This window comes from Blastomonas sp., assembly GCF_046294995.1.
In the GTDB taxonomy this organism is placed as follows: domain Bacteria; phylum Pseudomonadota; class Alphaproteobacteria; order Sphingomonadales; family Sphingomonadaceae; genus Blastomonas.
This window is the reverse complement of the sequence record NZ_JBKBOG010000002.1, coordinates 206,477-229,412: the sequence shown is the minus strand read 5'-3', so window position 1 is coordinate 229,412 and position 22,936 is coordinate 206,477. Positions and strand designations below refer to the sequence as shown.

The window sequence follows — 22,936 nt, the reverse complement described above, 5'->3', positions numbered from 1 at the left end:
ATTGGCCTGATTTGATCAGCGCGCAAGAGATCAGTGCGCAAGAATCGGGCGCAATTTCCTGAGCAGCTTGCGCACCGCCTGCCGCGTCGCCAGCTTGGTGCGCCCGGTGGGGATGATCCAGTCGGCATGGCAACGCTTGTGATGGTCCGCCATCTGCAGGTGGCGGATGTGGCGCAGCCGGGCTGCGGTCATCCCTGGCCGCGCCATCACCCGCTTGCGCTGTTGCCACAAGGCAGCCGAGACGACGATGATGCCGTCGACGTTCTGCGTGCCGCCCTTTTCGAACAGCAGCGGGATATCGAACACGATGATCCGCCGCGCGCGGTGGGCACGGACGAACGCCGCGCGCGAGCGTCCGACGGCGGGATGGACGATATGCTCGAGCGTCTTGAGGGCCGCTGGGTTGCCGAACACCGCCGCGCCCAGCTTTGCCCGGTCGACGCCCTGTGGCCCGGTGGTCCCCGGAAACGCCGCCTCGATTGCCGGCAGCAGCGCGCCACCGGGACCCTGCAACTTATGCACCTCGGCATCGGCATCGAACACCGGCACGCCCTCGGCGCGCAGCATCTTCGCGACAGCCGACTTGCCCATGCCGATCGATCCGGTCAGCCCCAGCACCATAGGGCGGTGCCTGTGATGCGGAGGCAGCCGCTTGACGTGCGCGGTCATGCGGTCAGCAGCGCGCGCAATTCGTCATCATGGGTCCGCGGCGGGGCGGCGTCGAAAAAGATCTCGAAGGCGAGCGCCGCCTGGCCGATCAGCATTTCCAGCCCATCGACGGTATCGAGCCCCCGCGCCCGCGCCTGTTTGAGCAGCGCTGTCTCGAGCGGGGCATAGACGATGTCGTAGACCACTGCGCCTTCGGGCAAAGTCGACAGATCGACATTGAGCGGATCGAAGCCCTTCATGCCCAGAGGGCTGGTGTTGACCAGCAGATCGACCTCGCCAAGCGGGTCATCCATGCCGCGCACCTGGCCCTTGAGACCGAACCCGGCGAGCAGCCCCATCGCCTTGAGCGCATTGCGCGCGTGGATCGTGACCGAGCCGACATCCATCCGCGACAGCGCGAACAGCACCGCACGCGCGGCCCCGCCCGCGCCGATGATCGCGACATCCGCGCCGGTGAAATCGCTCTGCCCGAGCGGCGCGTAAAACCCCCCGGCATCGGTGTTGGTGCCGAACAATGCGCCGGTGTCATCGCGCGCGATGGTGTTCATCGCCCCGATGCTGGCGCGCACGTCACCGGGATCGGCGACATGCTCCATCACCGCAAGCTTGTGCGGGATGGTGACGTTGCACCCGCGCCAGGCGGGGTCTTCGCTGCGGCTGGCGATATAGCCGGGCAAGGCCTCGGGCGTCACATGGGCTGAGCGATATTCGGCGTCCATCCCCAGCTGCTTCAGCCAGAAATTGTGGATCAGCGGCGATTTGCTGTGCGCGATCGGGTCGCCGATCACCTCTGCATACGGCCGGGAAGCGTCAGGGTTTTCCACAGACTTGTCAGCCGCTCAGCTCGGCATCAGTTCGCGCTCGCGCAGGAAGCCGAGCAGCGGCAGCAGCGGCATTCCTAGGACAGCGAAATGACTGCCCTCGATATGGCTGAAAAGCTGGGCCCCTGCGCCTTCTATCTCGTAGCAACCCACCGTGTATCCGATCGATTCCCAGTGTTTATCCACATAGTCACGCACAAAGGCGCTGCCCAGCGGGCGCACATGCATCACCGCCTTTTCCACATGCCGCCAGATCGGGCGGCCGCCCTCGACGATCACCGCTGCACTCCACAACCGGTGCGGCTTGCCCGACAGCGTCTCGAGCTGCCGGATGGCATCTTCGGGGGTTTGCGGCTTGCTGAGCATCTCGCCGCTTTCGGTTTCAAGGATCTGGTCCGATCCCAGCACCATCGCCTCGGGCCGCTTGGTCCCGACCCGCATCGCCTTGGCTTCGGCGAGCGCATCGGCAATATCGCGCGGGCTCGTGCCCTCGGCATGCAGCGTGGCACGGATCGCCGATTCATCGATATGCGCCGCCACGACCGAAAACGGGACGTCGGCTTTGTCCAGCATCGTCCGCCGCGATGCGCTTTGCGATGCGAGTATCAGCATGTCATTTCGTCCTTACGCTTCATCTGCGATCGCCCCTGCCGCCAGCCCTTGCCGGGCCGTGTCCGACGCGCGCGCGGTCTCGCGTGCGTTGAACAGATTGATGATCGCCGCTGCCGATTCCTCGATCGACCTGCGGGTCACATCGATCACCGGCCAGCCATTGTCGGCAAACATCCGCCGGGCATAGGCAAGCTCTGCCTTGACCTTCTCATCGTTGACATAGTCGGTTTCAGGGGCCTGATTCAAGGACAACAGACGGTTGCGACGCACCGCGATCAGCCGTTCGGGGTTGGTGGTGAGCCCGACGACCAATGGCCGGTTGAGTGAAAATAGCACCGGCGGCGGCGGAGATTCGACGACGATCGGGATATTGGCGGTCTTGTAGCCGCGATTGGCGAGGTAGATCGAGGTCGGTGTCTTGGACGATCGCGAGACGCCGGCCAGCACGATGTCGGCGGCCTCCCAGTTTTCCCAGTTCTGCCCGTCATCGTGCGCGATGGTGAACTGGATCGCCTCGACGCGGGCGAAATACGCGGCATCGAGCACATGCTGGCGGCCGGGGCGCGCCTTGGCCGCCTGGCCCAGCAGGTTGGACAGCGCATCACTCACCGCATCGAGCGCGGGCACCATCGGCAGCCCCAGCACCCGGCAGCGCCGTTCGAGCTTGGCGCGGATATCGGGATTGACCAGAGTGAACAGCACCAGCCCCGGATTGGCCGCGACCTCGTCGAGAATTCGATCGAGATGCGTTTCGGAACGGACCATCGGCCAGAAGTGTTTTATGATCTCGACCGCATCGAACTGCGCCAAAGCGGCCTTGGCGATGTTTTCCAGCGTCTCGCCGGTGGAATCCGACAGCAGATGGAGGTGGAAGCGGCTCATGGCGATGGTCTGTGGGTTGTGCGGGGATAAATCAAGGCATGATGTTGTGGGCAAAACCGGGGACACAAACGCTCCCCCCTACCGATCAAATCATGGACCGGCTTGTCCACAGCTGACAAGCTTATCGACAGGCTGTTGATAGGCGGGATAAATTTTCCGACTCGTGACGCTCGTGCGATTTGCCGACTGTCAATCTGTCGATACATAAGGCAAGAAAGCGTCATGCCGGTTATCAAGCGGCCTTCTTCAACAGATTCCTATATAAAGGATATAAGATAAAGTATGGGTGGGGAGACAGTTCAGACCGCAGTGCGCCATGCGCCGCTGCTCGAGTGCTTGGCAGGCAAGGTACACCAGACGCCGCCGATGTGGATGATGCGACAGGCCGGGCGCTACCTGCCCGAGTATCGCGCTCTTCGGGCAGAGAAGGGCGGTTTCCTCGAGCTGGTATACGACAGCCCCTCGGCCGCCGAGATCACGCTGCAGCCGCTCAAGCGCTTCGATCTCGATGCCGCCATCCTGTTTTCGGATATCCTGATCGTGCCCTATGCGATGGGACAGAATCTGCAGTTCCTGGTCGGCGAAGGTCCCCACCTTTCCCCGACGCTGGTCGATCATGCGCTGGAGAGCCTTGTACCCGTCCCTGAGCGCTTGGATGCGATTTACGAGACCGTGCGCCTGGTCAAAGCCGATCTTGCGCCTGAGAAGGCGTTTCTGGGCTTTGCAGGGTCTGCGTGGACGGTCGCGACCTATATGGTCAACGGCGAAGGCAGCAAGGACCAGCACGCCACCCGTTCCTATGCCTATCGCGATCCGCAGGCTTTCCAGGTGCTGATCGACGCGATCGTCGATCTGACCATAACCTACCTGATCGGCCAGATCGATGCCGGGGTGGATGCGGTGCAGATTTTCGACAGCTGGTCAGGCTCGCTTGCCCCGTCGCAGTTCGAACGCTGGGTGATCGCGCCCAACGCCCGGATAGCCGCTGCGATCCACGAGGCGCGTCCGGGTGTTCCGGTGATCGGTTTCCCCAAGGGCGCGGGCGAGAAACTGGCAGCCTATGCGCGCGAGACGGGTGTCGATGCGCTTGGCCTCGACGAGACGATCGATCCGGTCTGGGCCGCGGCGAACATCCCTGCCTCCATGCCGGTGCAGGGCAATCTCGATCCGCTGGCGCTGCTGGCGGGAGGCGAGCAGATGGAAAGCGCGGTCCGGCACATCATCCGCACATTCGAGGGGCGGCCGCACATTTTCAACCTGGGCCACGGCATATTGCAGCAGACGCCCATTGAACATGTGCACGCACTGCTTACACTGGTGAAGCAGGGCGCATAATCGCGCTGCCACACCAGCGGGCGGGTTTTCCTGCCCGCGCACACGGCATGGCACCATGAACGAGCTCCTCCTGACAACGGATTACGTCCTTTCGATGCTCTATCTCTGGCTCAAAGCAGCGCACCTGATCTTCGTCATCTTCTGGATGGCGGGGCTGTTCATGATGCCCAGGTTCTTCGTCTATCACCAGGAAGCCGCCGCCGGATCGCCCGAAGCGGCGCTGTGGGTCGAGCGCGAAGCCAAGCTCAAGAAGATCATCCTCAACCCGTCGCTGATCATCGTCTGGCTGCTCGGACTGGTGCTCGCGGTGCAGATCGGCGCGTTTTCGCAAGGCTGGTTCCACGCCAAGTTGCTGTTTGTCCTGATCCTCAGCGGCTATCACGGCTGGATGGTCGGCTATGCGCGCAAGCTCGCCAAGGGTGAGCGCAAGATGACCGGCAAGCAATTGCGGCTGATCAACGAGGTTCCGGGTATTGCGGCTGCGGTGATCGTGATCCTGGTGATCGTGAAGCCTTTCTGACGCTTTAAAAAATCCTCCCCTGCAAGGGGAGGGGGACCGCCCGCGCAGCGGGTGGTGGAGGGGTGTCACCCTATCGCTGATGTGGACACCCCTCCGTCATGGCTCCGCCATGCCACCTCCCCTTGCAGGGGAGGATTTTCAACGGCCATGCTGAAATCTTTGCCCCCCCGCACCCCGTCGCAGCCCCGATTGACTTTGGCCAGCCCCGCGCCTAGATCGGTAAACGTCCCGTCCGGGACCGATGACGACCCTTATCCACCAGTGACCGGATTACCGGCTGGGCGTCCCACAGAATTTCCCATGACTGCCGCCTGATCTTTTGCGGCACCCATCATCACGGACGATTGCACCTCATGCATCTTAAAGAACTCAAGCAGAAAACCCCCGCTGAACTCGTCACCATGGCCGAAGAGCTGGGCGTCGAGAGCGCATCGACGCTCCGCCGCCAGGACCTGATGTTCGCGATCCTCAAGGAACTGGCCGACGATGGCGAGCTCATCATGGGCCTCGGCACCATCGAAGTGCTGTCCGACGGGTTCGGTTTCCTGCGCAGCCCCGAGGCAAACTATCTCGCCGGGCCCGACGACATCTATGTCTCGCCCAACCAGGTGCGCCGCTTCGGCCTGCGCACCGGTGACACGGTCGAAGGCGAGATCCGCGCACCGCGCGACGGCGAGCGCTATTTCGCGCTGACCAAGCTCACCGCGGTCAATTTCGACGACCCCGATGTCGTGCGTCACCGCGTCAATTTCGACAACCTCACCCCGCTCTATCCCGACGAGAAGCTGCGGCTCGATACGCTCGACCCGACCGTCAAGGACAAGTCGGCGCGCGTCATCGATATCGTCTCGCCGCAGGGCAAGGGCCAGCGCGCATTGATCGTAGCCCCACCGCGTGTGGGTAAGACCGTGCTGCTGCAGAACATTGCCAAGGCGATCACCGACAACCATCCTGAGGTTTTCCTCATCGTGCTGCTGATCGACGAGCGGCCCGAGGAAGTCACCGACATGCAGCGCAGCGTCAAGGGCGAGGTCATCTCGTCCACGTTCGACGAGCCTGCGCAGCGTCACGTCCAGGTCGCCGAAATGGTGATCGAGAAGGCCAAGCGTCTGGTCGAGCACAAGAAGGATGTCGTCATCCTGCTCGATTCGATCACGCGTCTGGGCCGCGCCTACAACACCGTCGTGCCCTCGTCGGGCAAGGTGCTGACCGGCGGCGTCGATGCCAACGCGCTGCAGCGTCCCAAGCGCTTCTTCGGTGCTGCGCGCAACATCGAGGAGGGCGGTTCGCTCTCGATCATCGCCACCGCGCTGATCGACACCGGCAGCCGCATGGACGAGGTCATCTTCGAAGAGTTCAAGGGCACCGGCAACTCCGAAATCGTGCTCGACCGCAAGATCGCCGACAAGCGCATCTTCCCGGCACTCGATGTCGGCAAGTCCGGCACGCGCAAGGAAGAGCTGCTGGTCGAGAAGGACATCCTGTCCAAAATGTGGGTGCTGCGCCGTATCCTCATGCAGATGGGCACCATCGATGCGATGGAGTTCCTGCTCGACAAGATGAAGGAATCCAAGACCAACGAGGATTTCTTCGATTCGATGAACCAGTAAGCGCCTGAAGGGTACTGCGCTGATGAGCGAATTCTGGTCACATATCGTCATGGACTTTTCGGGCCTGTTTGCGGGCGACGCTGCGGCGTGGTTTGCATTCGGCCAAGTGCTGATGATCGACATCCTGCTGGCAGGTGACAATGCGATCGTCGTCGGCGCGCTGGCGGCGGGCCTGCCTGCTGATCAACGCCGCAAGGTCATCCTGATCGGCATCGTCGCAGCACTCGTGCTGCGGATCGCCTTTGCCTTGGTGGTGACCCAGTTGATGCAGATTGTCGGGCTGATTTTCGCCGGCGGCCTGCTGTTGCTCTGGGTCTCGTGGAAAATGTACCGCGAGCTGCAACCTGCGGGCGGATCGGCAGGATCGCCGGAAATCGAGGGTGACGAGAATAGCGGGGTGAAGCCCGCCAAGAGCTTTGCCTCGGCCGCCTGGGCGGTTGCGGTCGCCGATGTCTCGATGAGCCTCGACAACGTCCTCGCTGTTGCAGGCGCGGCGCGCGAACACCCCGGCATCCTGATCGTCGGCCTGATTCTTGCGGTTGCGCTGATGGGCGTCGCTGCGAACTTCATCGCCAAATATATCGAGCGTTACCGCTGGATCGCCTATGTCGGCCTGCTGGTGATCCTCTATGTCGCGGGCAAGATGATCTACGACGGCTTCGTCGATCCCAGCGTCGGCATCACCACGCTGTTCAGCTGACCCACTGGACAGGCTTCGCGCAACATTTCCTCCCCATCGGAGTTTGATCCCTGATAGGATCAGGCACCGACAGGGAGGATGTTTGCCATGAAGAGGATATTGCTGAGCGCAGTCGGCGCAGTGCTGGCCACCCACGCACCCGTCATCGCCAAGGACGGCAGCCAGATCGCGGCATCGGCCGAGATCGGTCGCAACGTCACCCTGTTCGAGCTGCCCAAGGGCTCGCGCCCGCACGATGTTGCTCCCGCGCCCGATGGCAAGATATGGTACACCGCGCAGCGCCAGGGCGCGCTCGGCATCCTCGATCCGGTCTCGGGCAAGGTGGTGCAGGTGCCGCTTGGTCCTGAATCCGCACCGCATGGCGTGATTCAGGGCCCCGATGGCATGGCGTGGATCACCGATGGCGGGCAGAATGCGATCGTCCGCTACAACCCGGCCAATGGCAAGATCGACGTCTGGAAATTGCCGGCGGATACCGGCTACACCAACCTCAACACCGGCGCCTTCGATGGCAAGGGCGTGCACTGGTTCACCGGGCAGAACGGGATTTACGGCAAGGTCGACGCCGCCAGCGGCAAGGTCGATGTCTGGAAGGACCCCAAGGGCCGCGGCCCCTATGGCATTGCCACTGCGCCCGATGGCACGGTGTGGTACGTTTCGCTCGCCGGCAGCCATCTGGCGAAGATCGACAGCGCCAGCGGCGAGATCAGCGTCATCGAGCCGCCGACGCCGGGCGCAGGATTGCGCCGCGTGTGGCCGGACAGCAGGGGCGATTTGTGGATCACCGGCTGGAACAGCGGCGAGCTGTATCGGTATCGTCCGTCAAACAAGAGCTGGAAAACCTGGAAGCTGCCCGGCGACGCGCCCAAGGCCTATGCGGTCTATGTCGACGAGCGCGATATGGTGTGGGTCAGCGATTTCGGCGACAATTCCACCCGCGTCTTCGACCCGCGCACCGAAAAGTTCACCGCGCGCTATCCCGGCAGCGGGGAGGGGGCGAACGTCCGCCAGATCCTCGGCCGCAAGGGCGAGGTGATGCTGCCCGAATCGGGCACCGAGCGGATGATGGTGATCCGGACTGATGGCAAATGATCCGCTGGCTCGGCGTTCTGGCGCTGCTGCTACCGGTGCCAGCTGCAGCGCAAGCGACCAACCAGACCGGTGAACGCGCCTTCCAGCGCTGCTACAGCTGCCACTCGGTCACCAAGGGCGAGAAGGGGCTCAGCGGCCCCAATCTCCACGCCTTGGCGCAACGCCCGATCGCGGGCGACCAGACTTTTGAATATTCCAAGGCTTTCAAGCGGTTCGCTGGATCGAACCGCCGCTGGACGCCCGAGCTTCTGGACCAGTTTCTTGCCGATCCGCAAAAGCTTGTCCCTGGCAATGACATGGGCTTCTTCGGCCTGAAAAAAGCCGAAGAGCGCGCGGCGATCGTGGCGTATATTATGCGGGCCGAATAACCCAATAGGTGATTTTTACCGTCACCCCCGCGAACGCGGGGGTCCCGCTATTGCACTGACGTTGCTGAAAAGCGGGATTCCCGCGTTCGCGGGAATGACGGCAAGCAGGGGAACGGTCACCCCGCCTTCGCCAGCATCTCGCCCATTTTCTCCCAGACCTTGTTCATCGCCTTCATCGGGCGGACCATGACCTTGAAGTCGCTGATCTGACCCGCATCGTTCCAGCGAATGATGTCGACGCCATTGACCTGGATGCCATCGAGCTCGAGCGCGAACTCGAGCATCGCGGTGTCGCCATCGATGATCTGCCGGACATAATGGAAGCTGTCGTTGCCCAGCACGTGTGCTGCGGCGTGGAGATAGGCGAAGACCTTGCCCTTGCCCTGCTGCGGCGTGTGGACGACGGGCGAGTGGAACACCGCGTCATCGGCCAACATCGCGCTCAGCTTTTCGGGGTCGGAGCCGCCGTGCATGTAATCATGCCAGGCGGCGACTCCGGATTGCGCCGTGGTCATGCAAGATGCTCGGCGAAAAACGCCTGGGTGCGGCTGTCGGCAAGCTGCGCCCCCTGCTCATCGCGCCGGTCGCCCATCTCGGTGGCAAAGCCGTGATCGAGACCTTCGTAATCATGCAGCGTCACCTTGGGGTGATCGTCCAGCCCGGCATGGATCGCTGCCTGTGCCTTGGCATCGACGAAGTGATCGGCGGTGGGGATGTGCAGCATCAGCGGGTTGGCGATGGCATGCGATTCATCGATCATCTTGTCGATCATCACCCCATAATAGCCGACGCTGGCGTCAACATCGGTGCGGGCCGCGGTCATATAGGCAAGCTTGCCGCCCAGGCAGTACCCGACCGCGCCGACCTTGGCGACGCCCGCGAGCCCGCCGATCCCGGCTCGGATCGCGCGAATGGTGGCCTCGATATCCTTGATGCCGTCATCGGCGTCATACTGCCCGAAATAGCCGAACGCTTCCTGCATCTCGGCCTCGACGTCGGGGTTGAGCTCGATTCCCGGCTTGATCCGCCAGAACAGGTCGGGCGCGACCGCGAGATAGCCTTGTGCGGCCCAGCCATCGCACTTCTGCCGGATGCCCGGATTGACCCCGAAAATTTCCTGGATCACGATGATCGCCGCCTTGGGCGTTCCTTCGGGCGTCGCGACATAGGCGTCGAACTGCCCAGCGTGGTCGAAAGTCTGGATGCTGTGCATCGAACCCATTTTGCTCTCCATCATCAATTCGTTTGCTTTGGCGGCCATTTATACCCACTTTGCGAAGGCTGATAAGCGCTAATCCGGGGCTTGGGGGCCTTTGTGCTGCTAGAAGGTTGATTGCCATGAAAGTGAATATCGAAGTCGATTGCTCCCCGGAAGAAATGCGTCGTTTCATGGGGCTGCCCGACGTGTCGGATGTCAACAAGACCTATGTCGATGGTGTCGTGAACGCGATGAAGGGCACCAGCAACGTCGACCAGCTGCAGACCATGGCCAAGAACATCGCACCGATGGGCGAGATGGGTTTGCGCTTCTTCCAGCAGATCATGGAAGCGGCAGCATCGGGCGCCAGCGGCAAGCCCAAGAGCTGATCCGTATCTGACACGATGCACGCAGGCGACACGATCTTTGCGCTGTCCAGCGGCGCGCCGCCTGCTGCCATCGCCCTTATCCGGATAAGCGGTCCGCATGCCGGCGACGCGATCGTTGCGCTGTGCGGCGGACTGCCGCCCGCGCGCCGCGCCGCCCTGCGCGCGCTGCACGATCCCGATGACGGAACCTTGCTCGACCGCGCATTGGTGCTGTGGTTTCCCGGTCCTGCGACCGCGACGGGGGAGGACCTGGCCGAATTGCATCTGCACGGCGGACGCGCGGTGGTGCGCGCGGTGGAAGCCGTGCTGGCGCGGATGCCCGGGTTGCTCCTGGCCGAGCCCGGCGAATTCACGCGGCGCGCATTCCTCAACGGGCGGATGGATCTGGCCGAGGCTGAGGGATTGTCCGATCTGCTGTTTGCCGAAACCGAGGCGCAGCGCGTCGCCGCGATCCGGACGGCGAGCGGACATCTGTCCCGGCAGATCGAGGGGTGGCGGCAGCATGTGTTGCGGCTTTCGGCGCTGGTCGAGGCCGAGCTCGATTTTTCCGACGAGGATGATGTCGGGCAGGCGGCGGATTCGACGCGCAACGCCATAGAACAGCTGGCCCGGGAAATTGGTGCGGCGCTCGCGCGGCCGCGCGCTGAACGGTTGCGCGATGGTATCCGCGTCGTATTGGCTGGGCCTCCCAACAGCGGCAAGTCGACGCTGCTCAATGCGCTGGTGCAGCGCGAGGCAGCGATCGTCTCTGACATTGCAGGGACCACGCGTGATCTGATCGAAGTGCCGGTCGCGCTGTGTGGGGTGCCGTTCGTCTTCACCGACACCGCAGGGCTTCGCGATGAAGGCGCTGAGGTGATCGAAGCGATCGGGATCGACCGTGCGCGCGACGCAATGGCGGGGGCGGATATCGTGCTGTGGCTCGGGCCCGAAGGGCAGGGCGGGGCGACCGCCTGGGAGATCGAACCACAGATCGACCGCGCGGATGTTTCACGTGAAACAAAGGCGACCGCGCGGCACAGTATCTCGGCGCGCACGGGCGCGGGGCTTGACGCGCTGATTGCCGATCTGGTGGCTTCGTCGGCGGCACTGCTGCCTGCGGCGGGGGACGTAGCGCTCAATGCGCGCCAGCATCGCTTGCTCACCGAATGCACCGAAGCGCTTGCCCACGCGTGCCGGCAGGATGACCTTTTGCTGCGGGCGGAATCGCTCCGCCACGCACGGCTGGCGCTCGACCAGCTGCTGGGGCGTACGCATGTCGAGGATATGCTCGACGCACTGTTCGGCGCCTTCTGCATCGGGAAATAGTCTCTCCCCTCCCGCTTGCGGGAGGGGAGAGAGACAGTGCGCTGCCGTGCACCTTGGCAAAGCAAAGCTCGCCGCTCACCTCTCGACCGAATCCGCCAACTGCGCTATGCGCGTGGCATGGTACAATTCGATGTTCTGGTTGTCGGCGGCGGTCATGCCGGGTGCGAGGCTGCGGCTGTCGCTGCGCGGATGGGTGCGCGCGTGGCTCTCGTCAGCTTCACCCGCGATGCCATCGGTGCGATGTCGTGCAACCCGGCGATCGGCGGGCTGGGCAAGGGACACCTCGTCCGCGAGGTCGATGCGTTCGATGGACTGATCGCGCGCGCCGCTGACGAGGCTGCGATCCATTACCGCATGCTCAACAGCTCGAAGGGCAGCGCGGTGCAGGGGCCACGGGTCCAGGCCGACCGTAAATTGTACAAGGCCGCGATCCAGCGGATGCTCGGAGACCAGGCGAACCTTGCGATCGTCGAACGCGAAGTCGCAGCGCTGCGGATTGATTGCGGACGCGTGACCGGGGTCGCTATGGCCGATGGCACCAGCGTCGCTGCGCGCGCGGTCGTGCTGGCGACGGGAACATTTCTGGGCGGGCGGCTGTTCCGCGGCGAGGAGCGGCTCGAGGGTGGCCGTATCGGTGAACCCGGTGCGGGCCTGCTGGCGCTGCAGCTGCGCGACGCCGAACTGCCGATGGCGCGGCTCAAGACCGGAACGCCGCCGCGGATCGATGGACGGACGATCGACTGGGCCGTGCTCGACGAACAGCCCAGCGACGACGAAGGCTGGACGATGTCGCCGCTCAGTTCGGGTCGCAGCGTGCCGCAGGTGTTCTGCGCGATCACCCGCACCCGCCAGAAGACGCATGACATCATCCGCGCCAACCTCGATCGCTCGCCCTTGTTCAGTGGCGCGATCGGGGCGCAGGGGCCGCGCTATTGCCCCTCGATCGAGGACAAGATCCACCGTTTCGGAGATCGCGACGGTCACCAGGTGTTTCTCGAACCCGAGGGCCTGGACACGCATCTGGTCTATCCCAACGGCATTTCGACCTCGCTGCCGACCGACGTCCAGCTGGCGTTCGTCCGCAGTATGGCCGGGCTGGAAAAAGCCGAGATCGTCGTTCCGGGCTATGCGGTGGAGTATGACCATATCGATCCGCGCGCGCTTGATCACAGCCTGCAGGTGCGCAGCCTGCCTGGCCTGTATTGCGCCGGCCAGATCAACGGGACAACCGGTTACGAGGAAGCCGCAGCCCAAGGGCTTGTTGCCGGGATGGCGGCTGCGGGGCAGGTGCTCGGGCGAGAGATCGCGTTGCCCGATCGCGCGACCAGCTATCTTGCGGTGATGATCGATGATCTTGTCTTGCAGGGCGTGACCGAGCCGTATCGGATGCTCACCGCGCGCGCGGAATACCGGTTGAGGTTGCGGGCCAACAATGCTTCGGACCGTCTCACCACGCTGGCGATCGGCAATGGCTGTGTCGGCGATGAGCGCAAGACCTGGTTCGAAGCGCGCCAGCGTCAGAAAGCAGAGCTGCTTTCGGCGCTCGACCGCCAGACAAGCTGCACCGAGCTTGCGGCGCTGGGCCTTCCGATCAAGGCCGATGGCAGCCGGCAGAGTCTGTATGACTGGCTGCGCTTCCCGGCGGTTTCGCTGCCGTCGCTTGCACCGTTGGTCGCCGGCATCGGCGATCTGGACGATGACCTTGTTTCCGAGATCGAGGAGGATGCGGTGTACGCGCCGTATCTCGCGCGTCAGGAATCCGAGCTGCGCGATCTGCGGGCCAACGAGCGCGTCGCGCTGGGAGCCGTCGATTATCGTGCCATCACCGGGCTGTCCAACGAGATGGTCGAACGGCTTTCGCTGGCCCAGCCCGAAACACTCGCCGAAGCCGGCCGCGTTCGTGGGGTTACCCCGGCAGCCCTGGCGGCCATCCTCGTGCATACGCGCCGCCATGCTGCGTGATTCGATGAGCACGCTATCTGACGAAGCGAGCGCCCAGCGCTGGCTCACCGAGCAGCTTGGTGTTTCACGTGAAACAATGGCGGCGCTCGAGCGGCTCAACGGGTTCGTGCGGTTGGAGGCAGCCCAGCAGAATCTGGTGTCGGCCTCGACGCTCGACCATATGTGGCAGCGCCATATCGTCGATAGTGCCCAGCTGCTGCGCTTTGCTGCGCCGACACCTGACGACCATTGGATCGACCTGGGGAGCGGCGCGGGGTTTCCTGGGCTGGTCATCGCCTTGCTCGCGCCGTGTCAGGTGACCCTGGTCGAATCGCGTGGCCTGCGGATCGCCTATCTTGAAAGGGCGATCGCGCATCTGGCGCTCGAGGGCCGCGTGGTGGTCGCAGGCATGCCGCTCGAGCGGATGACAACGGTCGCGGCGGATTATATTTCGGCGCGCGCGTTTGCTCCGTTGCCAAAGCTGCTTGATACGGCCGCGAGGTTTTCCACAGAAAATACACGCTGGTTGCTGCCGAAAGGCCGAAACGCGCGCACGGAACTGGCAAGCGTGCCGTCCGCGTGGCAACGTGTGTTTCACGTGGAACAAAGCATCACGGATGCCGATGCGGCGATCCTCGTCGGCAGTGGGACGGTCCCACCGAGTGAGCCTCTGCGTACCGTTTCGGCACCGACGCGCAAACACAGGAGCAGGCCATGATCCGCATTGCGATCGCGAATCAGAAAGGCGGGGTCGGCAAGACCACCACCGCGATCAACCTGGCCACCGCGCTTGCGGCGACGGGGCTCAAGGTGCTGCTGATCGATCTCGACCCGCAGGGCAACGCCTCGACCGGGCTGGGTATCGCGCGCAACGACCGCGAGTTCTCCAGCTATGACCTGCTGACCAATGAAAGCTCGCTGGCGCAGTGCAGCGTGCCGACCCAGATTCCCGGGCTCGATATCGTCCCGGCCACGGTCGATCTGTCGGGCGCGGAAATCGAGCTGGTGGATCTCGAGCACCGCACCCACCGTCTCAAGATGGCGATGGACACCGCGCTGGCAGGTCGCTGGCATGTCTGCCTGATCGACTGCCCGCCCTCGCTGGGGCTGCTGACGCTCAACGCGCTGGTCGCGACCGATCAGGTGCTGGTGCCGCTGCAGTGCGAGTTCTTTGCGCTCGAAGGGTTGAGCCAGCTGCTCCAGACGGTCGAACGGGTGCAGCAGCGCTTCAATCCCGATCTGTCGATCATCGGCGTGGTGCTGACGATGTACGATCGCCGCAACCGGCTGACCGATCAGGTGTCGGACGATGTCCGCGCAGTGCTGGGCAAACTGGTGTTCGATACCGTGATCCCGCGCAACGTGCGGCTGTCCGAGGCGCCAAGCCATGGCATGCCCGCACTGATCTACGACCACCGCTGCGTCGGATCGGAAGCCTATATCGCGCTGGCGCGAGAGTTCATTTCCCGGATGCCCCGGGTGGAAGAGGAAGCCGCCTGATGGCCGACGAACACGATCTGCCCGATATCGCCAAGGCGCTGGGTCGCAAGCGTCCAAGCGGACTGGGGCGCGGGCTCAATGCGCTGCTGGGCGAGGCGGTGCGCGAAGAGCCGCTGGTACGGCGCGAGGACGGTGCGGCGGAGCAGGGCGCTGCGATGACCGGCCTGCGCAGCCTGCCGCTGTCCGAGATTCGCCCGCATCCCGGCCAGCCGCGGCGCTGGTTCGATGAGGAGGCGCTCGACGACCTGGCGCGCTCGATCGCCCAGCGCGGGGTGATCCAGCCGGTGATCGTGCGACCGCGCCAGGGCGGCGGCTATGAGCTGGTTGCGGGCGAGCGCCGCTGGCGTGCGGCGCAGCGCGCACGGCTGCACGAAATCCCAGCGATCATCCGCGAACTCAGCGATCCCGATACGCTGGCACTGGCGTTGATCGAGAACATCCAGCGCGAGGACCTCAACCCCGTCGAGGAGGCTGAGGCCTATCAGCGGCTGGTTGGCGATCAGGGCTATACCCCTGTCGAGGTCGCGCGGATGGTCGACAAGTCGCGCAGCCATATCGCCAACCTGATGCGTCTGCTCGCGCTTCCGCAGCCGGTGCTCAAGATGATCGCCGACAAGAGCCTGAGCATGGGCCATGCCCGCGCGCTGATCAACGTGCCCGATGCCGAAAGCATCGCGGCCGAGGTGGTCGATCGCGGGCTGTCGGTGCGCGATGTCGAGAAGCTGGTGCGCCGCGCGCGCAGCGATGCGGCCGGAACGGCGCCGAGCGCCCGGCGCAAGGGCAAGGGGCAGGGCAGCGACGATGCTGCGAGCAATGCCGATATCGCGGCGGTCGAGCGGCACCTTGAAGACCTGCTCGGTCTCAAGGTCAAGATACTGACCGACGCCAACCAGCGTACCGGCAGCGTCACCGTGCGTTATGGCAATCTTGACCAGCTGGACCTGATCTGCCAGCGGCTTTCTGGCGAGATTATTTAGCTATATCAACGGCTTATTTAGCTTTTGGACAGTGCGCGAATCCTCGCAAGAGGCCGTGCACGACGTCCCTCGACTTCGCTCGGGAACACGGGAGGTGGGTGCGGCCTCGCGGTATGCTGACGCGCCAGATGCTCCCGACTGAGGCAAAGCCGTCTCCCCGCCCCCCACCGCCTGTCCCGAGCGAAGTCGAGGGACGTCGCGCACCCGGGGTGTTCAGTCGCCTTGCACCCGCTGCGGATCGTTGAGCACGTTGATCGCCGCATGCACCCGCGCCTCGATCTCTTCGCGCGGCAGGCCGGCAGGGATGATCTCGCCGAACTTGTACGTCACGACGCCCGGGTGCTTGATGAAGCCGCGCCGGGGGTACAGATGGCCGCTGTCGAGCGCAATCGGCACCACCGGCAGCTTGGCCAGCTTGTACAGCCCGGCGAAACCCGCCTGCAGCGGCGGCTGCTGTCCCGGCGGGGTGCTGGTGCCTTCGGGGTAGATTACGATCGAGCGGCCCTCGGCGACGAAGCGGCGCACTTCGGCCATCATCGCGCGCAAGGCGGTGGCACCGCCGGCGCGATCGATGAAGATCATGCCGTAAGTGCGCGCGATCTGGCTCCACAACGGGATGCGCGAGAGCTCCTTCTTGGCGACGACCGCGGGGCGATTGAAGATGCGCAGCAGCTCGATCGTCTCGAAGAAGCTTTCGTGCTTGATCGCGTAGAGCACCTGGCCGTCGGGGATGGTGCCATCGATGCGCGCGCGGATGCCGAGCAGCGAGCGGGCGCAGACGTAATGAAACGTCCCCCAGAACCGCGCCATGCCCTGCAGCCGGTGCCGCGAAAACGGCAGGATGATGAACGCGACGATCACGATCGGCACCGATCCGCCATAAAACGCGATGGTGAACAGGATCGTGCGCAACAGGGCGACAAGCATACGCACCGTCAGACCCCGAACAGACCGGAGAGCCAGCGCAGCACCAGCTTGTTGTACTCGCGCCACAGTGTCATCAGGCTGGGCTTGCTGGCAACCGCATCGGTGTAGATCGCGATGGTCTCAGGCAGTGCGCGCTTGAGCTCGTATTCGGCGCGGCGCATGTGCCAGTCGGTGGTCACCAGCCGCACCGAAGTGATTTCGCGCTGCTTGGCCCAGCGCGCGGTCTCGATTCCGTTGGATCGCGTGTCATAGGCGCGGAAACCCAGATCGACACAGCAATCGAAAAGCTCCGCCGCGCCGGGATATTGCGCGCTCAGCTCGGCCGGACGGACATCGCGATCGACGCCCGAGATCAGCATGCGGGGGGCCCATTCGTTGCGCAGCGCCTGCAGGCCGCGATCGATCCTGAGCGGTCCGCCGGTCGGAACGACCACCGCATCGGTCTTGAGATCACCCAGCGGCTGCGGCAGCAGCAGCGCAAACCAAGCAAACCCGAGCACCCAGGCGAGCAGCAGCGATGACAAGAGGCGGACAATCACAGTTTCTTCCTGAGCGCGCCAAGAACGGTCATGCGCGCAGTGACCACCGCCAGCGCAATACCCGCAATCGGCACGGTTGCAAGCAATAGCCAGTCGAACGGGCCGAACGATCCGGCAGATACCAGCCCCGAATCGAGCCGGCCCGCCGCCCTGCCCAGCAGCCACAGCACCGGCGCGGCGAGCAGGCAGGCGACCAGCGCTCCAAGCGCGGCATCGAGCGCGATGCGCCGCTGGAACAGCCGTGCGATCTGCTGATGGGTGCTGCCCAGCAGGTGCATGATGTCGATCGTCTCGGAATGCGCGGCAAAGCTGCTGCGCGCCGACAGCATCACCGATGCGATGCTCGCCAGCGCCAGAAGCGCGACCAGCGCGATCGCCAGCCAGCGCAGCGTGCCGATCAGCTCGAACACCGGCCGCAGCCATTGGCCATGCGCATCGATCCTGGCGTCGGGGGCTGCCTGCGCCAGGCCACCGCGCAGGCGGTCCAGCGTCGCTTCATCGGCGGCCTGGCGGAAATTGACGTCGATCAGGCTGGGCAGGGGGATGTCGCGGCTCAGCGCGCCGCTGCCCAGCCATGGAGCGAGCAGCGAGCGGACCTCGGCATCGCTGATGGGGGTGACGACCGCGACGGCCCTGTCGGAGCGCAGCACCGCCTCTGCAGCGTCGGCCTGGCGCTCGCGTGCCTGCGGATCGGCATTGACGATCTGCACCGTGGCGCGCCCGGCAAGATCGGCGTTGATCTGGCCTGCCGCGCTGCCCAGCGCGAGCGCAGCGGCGGCCGCGAGCAGGGTGAGAAACAGCATTACCGCGATGACCCAGGGCATCGGCCCGGTCAGCCGCGCCTGCGGGATCAGCCTGCGGTCATGCGCGGTGGGGAAGAGGGCGCCCAGCATCAGCTGCGCTCTCCGTCCCAGCCGCGCAGGTCCGATGGCTTGGGCGGGTAGCGCAACGCACCTGTCGGATCGAACAGCCGGCCACCCTCGAGCCGCATCATCTGCGCACGCTTGATCCGGGTCATCAGGTGGATGTCGTGGGTGGCGACGATGATCGTGGTGCCCATGCGGTTCAATGCCTCGAACAGCCGCAGCAATTTGACCGCCATTTCGGGGTCGACGTTGCCGGTGGGCTCGTCCGCCACCAGAATGTCGGGGCGGGTGATTACGGCACGGGCGATGGCAACGCGCTGCTGCTCGCCCCCCGAAAGCGTCGCAGGCAAGGCGTCTCCGCGCGCATTGAGCCCCACCCAGTCGAGAATCTCGCGCACCGGCGTGGTGAGATCGGAATCGCGCATCCCGGCGATACGCAGCGGCAATGCGATGTTGTCGAACGCCGAAAGGTGCGGCACCAGCCGAAAATCCTGGAAAACCACACCGATGCGGCGGCGAAATCCGGGCAGGCGCTCGCGGCTCAGGGTGACCAGATCGCTGTCGAACAGCCTAATCATTCCGCGGCTGGGGCGCTGGGCCAGATAGAGCAGCCGAAGCAGCGACGACTTGCCCGCGCCCGAAGGCCCGGTGAGGAAATAGAACTGGCCCGAAAACAGCGTGAACGACAGGTCGGACAGGGCTTCGGGTCCGGTGCCATAGCGCAGGCCCACATTCTCGAACTGGACGATGCTATCCATGGGCGCGCTGTTCATCGCACGGCGATAGCGCGCAGCGCACGGGACAGGCAATCGGAAAGGCGCATCGGGCGGTCGTCCGGCGTGCTGGTTGCGGGGCAACGGGGGCAGCCACCCAGCCAACCCGTTGAAAAACCGTTATAGCGCGCAAACTCCGGTGGAAAAAGAGCCGACAGCACCTGGCAAGCGGTGCAAGCCCCTTGCGGCGATTCGTCCGGCGTGGTTAGAAACTGTGCATGATTATTGCGTGCCCCGCGTGCAACACCCGCTATGCGGTTCCGGACACCGCCATCGGCATCGACGGCCGGTCGGTCAGATGCGCCAAATGCGGCCATAGCTGGTTCCAGCACGGCCCCGATGTCGCGCAATCTGCGGAGCCTGCGACGGCCGACGTGCCGGAGGTCGCTCCTGCTCCCGTTGCGGCCCCTGCGCCCGCGTCGCCTGCTCCTGCTCCTGCTCCTGCTCCTGCTCCTGCGCCCGCGCCCGTCCCGTCCCCGCCTTCGGTAGCCGATGATCCCGAGCCCCAGCTGCCGCCGCTGCCGCGGCCCGTGCCGCCGGTGAGCAGGCCGATCGTGGCATCCTATGCCGATGATTCGCTCGCCGACCGGCCCAGCAGCTTCAGCCACGAACCGCCGTTCCGGCCACGCCGCAATCCGGCGAAATTGTGGATGATCGGCGCGGTCGCGTTCGCGGTGATCGCATCGGGGACGGCAGCGGCGATCTATGCGTTCGGCCTGCCCGGCATCGTCTCGGGCTACAGCCTGCCGTTCGCCGAGGTCGAACCCGATCTGCAGATTGATTTCCCGCCGACCAAGCAGGAGCGGCGGACGCTGCCCAACGGCACCGAGTTCTTCTCGGCATCGGGGACGATCCGCAATCTCAGCCAGACCGCGCAGGACGTGCCGCCGATGCTGGTGGTGCTGCGCGACGCACAGGACCGGGTGGTGTTCAACTGGATCATCAACCCGCCGGTCGATACGCTGCAGCCGGGCCAGTCGGCGGATTTCCGCCAGGCGATGGTCGACGTTCCGCGTTCCGCCAGCTCGGCCGAGATCGCCTGGGCCAAGCGGCGCTGACCGCAGGACGGGCGCGGCGCGTGCGCTGCGGGATAATCCGTGTTGCTATGCGCCAAGCGCTTTGCTAATGGCGCGGCCTGCCACGCGGGCAGGCGGGTCTTCATGTCCCGAAAACCCCGCGAAATTGCTGGACTGTGCGGTCATGGCGGAATTGGTAGACGCGCAACGTTGAGGTCGTTGTGGGCGAAAGCCCGTGGAAGTTCGAGTCTTCTTGACCGCACCAGTCTGGAACGTGCCGCTGCCCATCAGGTGGCCCGGCCAACCCGGCAGCAGAAACTCCACAAGCTGCAATCCCGACCGTTGTTTCAGCCCTGTGCGGTGAGGGCACCCACCTTCAGCCCGCCCGTTCGCCCAGATGACGTTCCCAGGCCAGCGCATGCGACACGATGGTGTCGAGATCGTCGTGCTGCGGGGTCCAGCCAAGGCTTTGGCGGATCGCCTTGTTGTCGGCGGTGAGCGAGGCGGGGTCGCCCGCGCGGCGGCCGGCCAGCACGCGCGTGATCTTGCGGTTGGTGACCCGGTCGATTGCATCGAGCACCTCGAGCACCGAATAGCCGTGGCCATAGCCGCAATTGAGCGTGTGCGAGCGCGACGGCTCTGCGATCAGCGCCTCGAGCGCCAGCACATGCGCGTGCGCCAGGTCGGAGACATGGATGTAGTCGCGCACCCCGGTGCCATCGGGGGTGTCGAAATCGGTGCCGAACACGGTGACGTTGTCGCGCTTGCCCAGCGCTGCTTCGACCGCGACCTTGATCAAGTGTGTGGCCCCTGCGGTCGACTGGCCGGTGCGCGCCTGCGGATCGGCGCCGGCGACGTTGAAATAGCGCAGCGCGCAATAGTTGAAATCATGCGCTGCCGCGCAATCGCGCAGCATCCACTCGGTCATCAGCTTGGAGGTGCCATAGGGATTGATCGGTACCTGCGGCGTGGTCTCGCCGATCGGGCCGTCGATGTCGGGGGTGCCATAGGTCGCTGCGGTCGACGAGAAGATGAAGTGCTTCACGCCGCCCTGAATCGCCGATTCGATCAGCGAACGGCTCTTGGCGGTGTTGTTGCTGTAATATTTGAGCGGATCACTCACCGATTCGGGGACCACCACCGAGCCTGCGAAGTGCAGGATCCCGCCGATGTTCTGTTCGGATAGGATCCGCGCGAGCAGATCGCCATCGGCGATGTCGCCCTGATAGAACGGCACGTCGCCGGGGACAGCCCAGGCAAAGCCGGTGACCAGATTGTCGATCACCGCGACCTTCCAGCCTGCATCCTTGAGCGCGAGCACGGCGTGGCTGCCGATATAGCCCGCGCCGCCGGTGACGAGGATGGTGTGGCGGTCCTTGAAGCCCACGGTCGCGGTCATTCGTTTAAGCCTCCCAGTGCCCTGGCCCTCAGTGCCCAGTCCCTCAGTGCCCAGTCCCTCAGTGCCTTGGCCCTCAGTGGCCGACCGTCTCGCCGCGCTCCAGCCCCGATGCTGCAAGCTGCTCGTCGATCTGCGCCATCAGCCGCGCCAGGCCTTCCTCGCTGCGGGCCTCGGCACGCGCGACCAGAACGTCCTGTGTGTTCGATGCGCGCAGCAGCCACCAGCCGTCCTCGGTGTTGACCCGCGCGCCATCGGTGGCATTGACGGTCGCGCCGCTGGCCGACAGCCGTGCGAGCACTTCTTCGACCACCGCGAACTTGCGGCTCTCGTCGACCTGGAAGCGCATCTCGGGCGTGTTGATCATCGGCGCCATCTCGCCGCGCAGCTGGGTCACCGACTTGCCGAGCAGGGTCTGCGCTTCGATCAGCCGGACAGCGGCGTAGAGTGCGTCGTCGAAACCGTAATAACGGTGCTTGAAGAACACATGTCCGCTCATCTCACCTGCGAGCGGAGAGCCGGTTTCCTTCATCTTGGACTTGATCAGGCTGTGCCCGGTCTTCCACATCAATGGCACGCCGCCGAGCTCGCTCACCCGGTCGAACAAGGCCTGGCTGGCCTTCACATCGGCGATGATGGTGGCGCCGGGAACGTCTTTCAGCACCGCTTCGGCGTAAATCGTCAGCAGCTGATCGCCCCAGATTACGCGGCCCTGGCCGTCGATCGCACCGATCCGGTCGCCATCGCCATCGAAAGCCACTCCGAAATCGAGCTTCTTCTCGGCGACAAGCGCCTTCAAGTCCGCGAGATTCTTTTCTTCGGTGGGGTCAGGATGATGATTGGGAAAATTGCCGTCGACTTCGGTAAAGAGCGTGAAGTGCTCGCCCGGAAGCCGCTTGACCAGCCGTTCGACGGCGGGGCCGGCAGCGCCGTTGCCGCAATCCCAGCCGACCCGCGCCGCCGAGCCGCCGAAATCCTCGACCAGCCGGTCGATATAGCGGTCGAGAATGTCGATCGAACGCGACGTTCCGCTGCCGCTGTCCCAGTCGCCCGTTGCCGCCATCTCGCCCAGCGTGCGGATGTCCGCGCCAAAGAACGGACGGCCCTGAAAGACCATCTTGAAGCCGTTGTAATTGGCGGGGTTATGGCTGCCGGTTATCTGAATGCCGCCATCCGCCTCTTCTAGCACCGCTTCGGCGTAATAGAGCATCGGGGTCGGGCCCATGCCGACGCTGATCGCGTTGACGCCGCTGTCGTTGAGGCCCTTGATCAAGGCCGCCTCGAGCACCGGCGAGCTCACCCGGCCATCATAGCCGACCACGACGCAACTGCCACCCGCGCGCGCGATCAGCGTCGCAAAGCCGCGGCCGATGGCATAAGCGTCAGCGTCGCTCAGCGTCTCGTCGATGATCCCCCGGATATCGTATTCGCGCAAAGTCGTGGGGTCGAAGCGATGGGTCATGGGAATGGTCTTCCGGAAAATGTCTGGCACTTGGC

Annotated in this window: 25 protein-coding genes and 1 tRNA gene; 14 read left to right on the top strand and 12 right to left on the bottom strand. The window is 64.5% G+C overall.

All coding sequences use genetic code 11. The features are described 5' to 3' along the window. Nucleotides 1-30: 30 nt before the first annotated feature. Genes coaE through ACK4R0_RS05625 form a run of 4 tightly spaced genes read right to left on the bottom strand, consistent with a single transcriptional unit; the run spans nt 31 to nt 2,984 of the window. A complete protein-coding gene (gene coaE / locus ACK4R0_RS05640; RefSeq protein WP_409671502.1) occupies nt 31-669 on the bottom strand; it encodes a dephospho-CoA kinase in 639 nt (212 codons plus the stop codon). Next, nucleotides 666-1,457 carry a shikimate dehydrogenase gene (aroE, locus tag ACK4R0_RS05635; RefSeq protein WP_409671499.1) on the bottom strand — a complete coding sequence of 264 codons (792 nt, stop codon included), beginning with the start codon at nt 1,455-1,457 and terminating at the stop codon, nt 666-668. The genes coaE and aroE overlap by 4 nt, the downstream gene beginning before the upstream one ends. Before the next feature lie 51 nt (nt 1,458-1,508). Beyond that, on the bottom strand, nt 1,509-2,102 hold the full coding sequence (locus ACK4R0_RS05630) for a Maf family protein (protein ID WP_409671496.1): 594 nt from the start codon (nt 2,100-2,102) through the stop codon (nt 1,509-1,511). A gap of 12 nt (nt 2,103-2,114) precedes the next feature. After that, nucleotides 2,115-2,984: a pyruvate, water dikinase regulatory protein gene (locus ACK4R0_RS05625; protein ID WP_409671493.1), complete on the bottom strand. Its 870-nt coding sequence runs from the start codon at nt 2,982-2,984 to the stop codon at nt 2,115-2,117. Nucleotides 2,985-3,266: 282 nt separating this feature from the next. Here ACK4R0_RS05625 and hemE point away from each other — a divergent pair, with 282 nt between their 5' ends. The 6 genes from hemE (at nt 3,267) to ACK4R0_RS05595 (ending at nt 8,609) form a co-directional block, all read left to right on the top strand. Further along, nucleotides 3,267-4,319, top strand: a complete 1,053-nt coding sequence (gene hemE / locus ACK4R0_RS05620; protein ID WP_409671491.1) for a uroporphyrinogen decarboxylase — start codon at nt 3,267-3,269, stop codon at nt 4,317-4,319. 55 nt (nt 4,320-4,374) lie between these two features. Beyond that, nucleotides 4,375-4,839, top strand: a complete 465-nt coding sequence (locus ACK4R0_RS05615; protein WP_409671488.1) for a CopD family protein — start codon at nt 4,375-4,377, stop codon at nt 4,837-4,839. A gap of 353 nt (nt 4,840-5,192) precedes the next feature. Beyond that, nucleotides 5,193-6,449 (top strand): transcription termination factor Rho, encoded by a 1,257-nt coding sequence (gene rho, locus ACK4R0_RS05610; protein ID WP_409671485.1) that lies wholly within the window; start codon nt 5,193-5,195, stop codon nt 6,447-6,449. A gap of 22 nt (nt 6,450-6,471) precedes the next feature. After that, nucleotides 6,472-7,149 carry a TerC family protein gene (locus ACK4R0_RS05605; protein ID WP_409671482.1) on the top strand — a complete coding sequence of 226 codons (678 nt, stop codon included), beginning with the start codon at nt 6,472-6,474 and terminating at the stop codon, nt 7,147-7,149. 87 nt (nt 7,150-7,236) lie between these two features. Further along, nucleotides 7,237-8,241: a lyase gene (locus ACK4R0_RS05600; protein ID WP_409671479.1), complete on the top strand. Its 1,005-nt coding sequence runs from the start codon at nt 7,237-7,239 to the stop codon at nt 8,239-8,241. Continuing rightward, nucleotides 8,238-8,609, top strand: a complete 372-nt coding sequence (locus tag ACK4R0_RS05595; RefSeq protein ID WP_409671476.1) for a c-type cytochrome — start codon at nt 8,238-8,240, stop codon at nt 8,607-8,609. Before ACK4R0_RS05600 ends, ACK4R0_RS05595 begins: the two co-directional genes overlap by 4 nt. A 116-nt stretch (nt 8,610-8,725) precedes the next feature. Here the strand turns inward: ACK4R0_RS05595 and ACK4R0_RS05590 are convergent, their stop codons facing one another. Both ACK4R0_RS05590 and ACK4R0_RS05585 read right to left on the bottom strand, forming a co-directional pair. After that, the gene (locus ACK4R0_RS05590) at nt 8,726-9,124 is read right to left on the bottom strand and encodes a nuclear transport factor 2 family protein (protein WP_409671474.1); all 399 of its coding nucleotides are present in this window, start codon (nt 9,122-9,124) and stop codon (nt 8,726-8,728) included. Then, entirely contained in the window at nt 9,121-9,831 is a 711-nt protein-coding gene (locus tag ACK4R0_RS05585) for a dienelactone hydrolase family protein (protein ID WP_409671648.1), read from the bottom strand. Before ACK4R0_RS05585 ends, ACK4R0_RS05590 begins: the two co-directional genes overlap by 4 nt. A gap of 116 nt (nt 9,832-9,947) precedes the next feature. Between ACK4R0_RS05585 and ACK4R0_RS05580 the strand changes: the two genes are divergently transcribed. The 6 genes from ACK4R0_RS05580 to ACK4R0_RS05555 all read left to right on the top strand — a co-directional run bounded on the left by ACK4R0_RS05580 (nt 9,948) and on the right by ACK4R0_RS05555 (nt 15,922). Continuing rightward, entirely contained in the window at nt 9,948-10,196 is a 249-nt protein-coding gene (locus ACK4R0_RS05580) for a DUF6489 family protein (protein WP_409671471.1), read from the top strand. 15 nt (nt 10,197-10,211) lie between these two features. Beyond that, a complete protein-coding gene (gene mnmE, locus ACK4R0_RS05575) occupies nt 10,212-11,504 on the top strand; it encodes a tRNA uridine-5-carboxymethylaminomethyl(34) synthesis GTPase MnmE (protein WP_409671468.1) in 1,293 nt (430 codons plus the stop codon). 117 nt (nt 11,505-11,621) lie between these two features. Continuing rightward, nucleotides 11,622-13,466 (top strand): tRNA uridine-5-carboxymethylaminomethyl(34) synthesis enzyme MnmG, encoded by a 1,845-nt coding sequence (gene mnmG, locus ACK4R0_RS05570; RefSeq protein ID WP_409671465.1) that lies wholly within the window; start codon nt 11,622-11,624, stop codon nt 13,464-13,466. Next, nucleotides 13,456-14,163, top strand: a complete 708-nt coding sequence (gene rsmG / locus ACK4R0_RS05565) for a 16S rRNA (guanine(527)-N(7))-methyltransferase RsmG (RefSeq protein WP_409671462.1) — start codon at nt 13,456-13,458, stop codon at nt 14,161-14,163. Before mnmG ends, rsmG begins: the two co-directional genes overlap by 11 nt. Beyond that, nucleotides 14,160-14,945 (top strand): ParA family protein, encoded by a 786-nt coding sequence (locus tag ACK4R0_RS05560; protein ID WP_409671459.1) that lies wholly within the window; start codon nt 14,160-14,162, stop codon nt 14,943-14,945. Before rsmG ends, ACK4R0_RS05560 begins: the two co-directional genes overlap by 4 nt. Beyond that, the gene (locus ACK4R0_RS05555; RefSeq protein ID WP_409671456.1) at nt 14,945-15,922 is read left to right on the top strand and encodes a ParB/RepB/Spo0J family partition protein; all 978 of its coding nucleotides are present in this window, start codon (nt 14,945-14,947) and stop codon (nt 15,920-15,922) included. Before ACK4R0_RS05560 ends, ACK4R0_RS05555 begins: the two co-directional genes overlap by 1 nt. 213 nt (nt 15,923-16,135) lie before the next feature. On the opposite strand, the gene ACK4R0_RS05550 is transcribed toward ACK4R0_RS05555, so the two are convergent. From ACK4R0_RS05550 to ftsE, 4 genes are read right to left on the bottom strand one after another with little or no spacing between them, the layout of a single operon-like run. Beyond that, entirely contained in the window at nt 16,136-16,849 is a 714-nt protein-coding gene (locus ACK4R0_RS05550) for a lysophospholipid acyltransferase family protein (protein WP_409671646.1), read from the bottom strand. Between the two features lie 8 nt (nt 16,850-16,857). Further along, on the bottom strand, nt 16,858-17,388 hold the full coding sequence (locus ACK4R0_RS05545) for a YdcF family protein (RefSeq protein ID WP_409671453.1): 531 nt from the start codon (nt 17,386-17,388) through the stop codon (nt 16,858-16,860). Beyond that, nucleotides 17,385-18,281: a cell division protein FtsX gene (locus tag ACK4R0_RS05540; RefSeq protein ID WP_409671450.1), complete on the bottom strand. Its 897-nt coding sequence runs from the start codon at nt 18,279-18,281 to the stop codon at nt 17,385-17,387. The genes ACK4R0_RS05545 and ACK4R0_RS05540 overlap by 4 nt, the downstream gene beginning before the upstream one ends. Beyond that, nucleotides 18,281-19,012 carry a cell division ATP-binding protein FtsE gene (gene ftsE / locus ACK4R0_RS05535; protein ID WP_409671643.1) on the bottom strand — a complete coding sequence of 244 codons (732 nt, stop codon included), beginning with the start codon at nt 19,010-19,012 and terminating at the stop codon, nt 18,281-18,283. The genes ACK4R0_RS05540 and ftsE overlap by 1 nt, the downstream gene beginning before the upstream one ends. Nucleotides 19,013-19,245: 233 nt before the next feature. On the opposite strand from ftsE, the gene ACK4R0_RS05530 reads away from it, so the two are divergent. Beyond that, nucleotides 19,246-20,085, top strand: coding sequence for an MJ0042-type zinc finger domain-containing protein (locus ACK4R0_RS05530; RefSeq protein ID WP_409671447.1), 840 nt, complete (start codon nt 19,246-19,248; stop codon nt 20,083-20,085). Nucleotides 20,086-20,221: 136 nt separating this feature from the next. Further along, nucleotides 20,222-20,308: transfer RNA gene (locus ACK4R0_RS05525), tRNA-Leu, on the top strand. 111 nt (nt 20,309-20,419) lie between these two features. Here ACK4R0_RS05525 and galE read toward each other — a convergent pair. Together galE and pgmG are read right to left on the bottom strand one after the other, a co-directional pair. Then, nucleotides 20,420-21,442 carry a UDP-glucose 4-epimerase GalE gene (gene galE / locus ACK4R0_RS05520; RefSeq protein WP_409671444.1) on the bottom strand — a complete coding sequence of 341 codons (1,023 nt, stop codon included), beginning with the start codon at nt 21,440-21,442 and terminating at the stop codon, nt 20,420-20,422. 73 nt (nt 21,443-21,515) lie between these two features. Continuing rightward, complete coding sequence (gene pgmG, locus ACK4R0_RS05515) at nt 21,516-22,901, bottom strand: phosphoglucomutase/phosphomannomutase PgmG (protein WP_409671441.1); 1,386 nt, start codon at nt 22,899-22,901, stop codon at nt 21,516-21,518. Nucleotides 22,902-22,936 lie beyond the last annotated feature (35 nt).

Coding starts and splice junctions, on each gene's coding strand:
- coaE (WP_409671502.1), bottom strand. CDS start 669: ATGACCGCGCACGTCAAGCGGCTGCCTCCGCATCACAGGCACCGCCCT.
- ACK4R0_RS05630 (WP_409671496.1), bottom strand. CDS start 2,102: ATGCTGATACTCGCATCGCAAAGCGCATCGCGGCGGACGATGCTGGAC.
- ACK4R0_RS05625 (WP_409671493.1), bottom strand. CDS start 2,984: ATGAGCCGCTTCCACCTCCATCTGCTGTCGGATTCCACCGGCGAGACG.
- hemE (WP_409671491.1), top strand. CDS start 3,267: ATGGGTGGGGAGACAGTTCAGACCGCAGTGCGCCATGCGCCGCTGCTC.
- ACK4R0_RS05615 (WP_409671488.1), top strand. CDS start 4,375: ATGAACGAGCTCCTCCTGACAACGGATTACGTCCTTTCGATGCTCTAT.
- rho (WP_409671485.1), top strand. CDS start 5,193: ATGCATCTTAAAGAACTCAAGCAGAAAACCCCCGCTGAACTCGTCACC.
- ACK4R0_RS05605 (WP_409671482.1), top strand. CDS start 6,472: ATGAGCGAATTCTGGTCACATATCGTCATGGACTTTTCGGGCCTGTTT.
- ACK4R0_RS05600 (WP_409671479.1), top strand. CDS start 7,237: ATGAAGAGGATATTGCTGAGCGCAGTCGGCGCAGTGCTGGCCACCCAC.
- ACK4R0_RS05595 (WP_409671476.1), top strand. CDS start 8,238: ATGATCCGCTGGCTCGGCGTTCTGGCGCTGCTGCTACCGGTGCCAGCT.
- ACK4R0_RS05590 (WP_409671474.1), bottom strand. CDS start 9,124: ATGACCACGGCGCAATCCGGAGTCGCCGCCTGGCATGATTACATGCAC.
- ACK4R0_RS05585 (WP_409671648.1), bottom strand. CDS start 9,831: ATGGGTTCGATGCACAGCATCCAGACTTTCGACCACGCTGGGCAGTTC.
- ACK4R0_RS05580 (WP_409671471.1), top strand. CDS start 9,948: ATGAAAGTGAATATCGAAGTCGATTGCTCCCCGGAAGAAATGCGTCGT.
- mnmE (WP_409671468.1), top strand. CDS start 10,212: ATGCACGCAGGCGACACGATCTTTGCGCTGTCCAGCGGCGCGCCGCCT.
- mnmG (WP_409671465.1), top strand. CDS start 11,622: ATGGTACAATTCGATGTTCTGGTTGTCGGCGGCGGTCATGCCGGGTGC.
- rsmG (WP_409671462.1), top strand. CDS start 13,456: ATGCTGCGTGATTCGATGAGCACGCTATCTGACGAAGCGAGCGCCCAG.
- ACK4R0_RS05560 (WP_409671459.1), top strand. CDS start 14,160: ATGATCCGCATTGCGATCGCGAATCAGAAAGGCGGGGTCGGCAAGACC.
- ACK4R0_RS05555 (WP_409671456.1), top strand. CDS start 14,945: ATGGCCGACGAACACGATCTGCCCGATATCGCCAAGGCGCTGGGTCGC.
- ACK4R0_RS05550 (WP_409671646.1), bottom strand. CDS start 16,849: ATGCTTGTCGCCCTGTTGCGCACGATCCTGTTCACCATCGCGTTTTAT.
- ACK4R0_RS05540 (WP_409671450.1), bottom strand. CDS start 18,281: ATGCTGGGCGCCCTCTTCCCCACCGCGCATGACCGCAGGCTGATCCCG.
- ftsE (WP_409671643.1), bottom strand. CDS start 19,012: ATGGATAGCATCGTCCAGTTCGAGAATGTGGGCCTGCGCTATGGCACC.
- ACK4R0_RS05530 (WP_409671447.1), top strand. CDS start 19,246: ATGATTATTGCGTGCCCCGCGTGCAACACCCGCTATGCGGTTCCGGAC.
- galE (WP_409671444.1), bottom strand. CDS start 21,442: ATGACCGCGACCGTGGGCTTCAAGGACCGCCACACCATCCTCGTCACC.
- pgmG (WP_409671441.1), bottom strand. CDS start 22,901: ATGACCCATCGCTTCGACCCCACGACTTTGCGCGAATACGATATCCGG.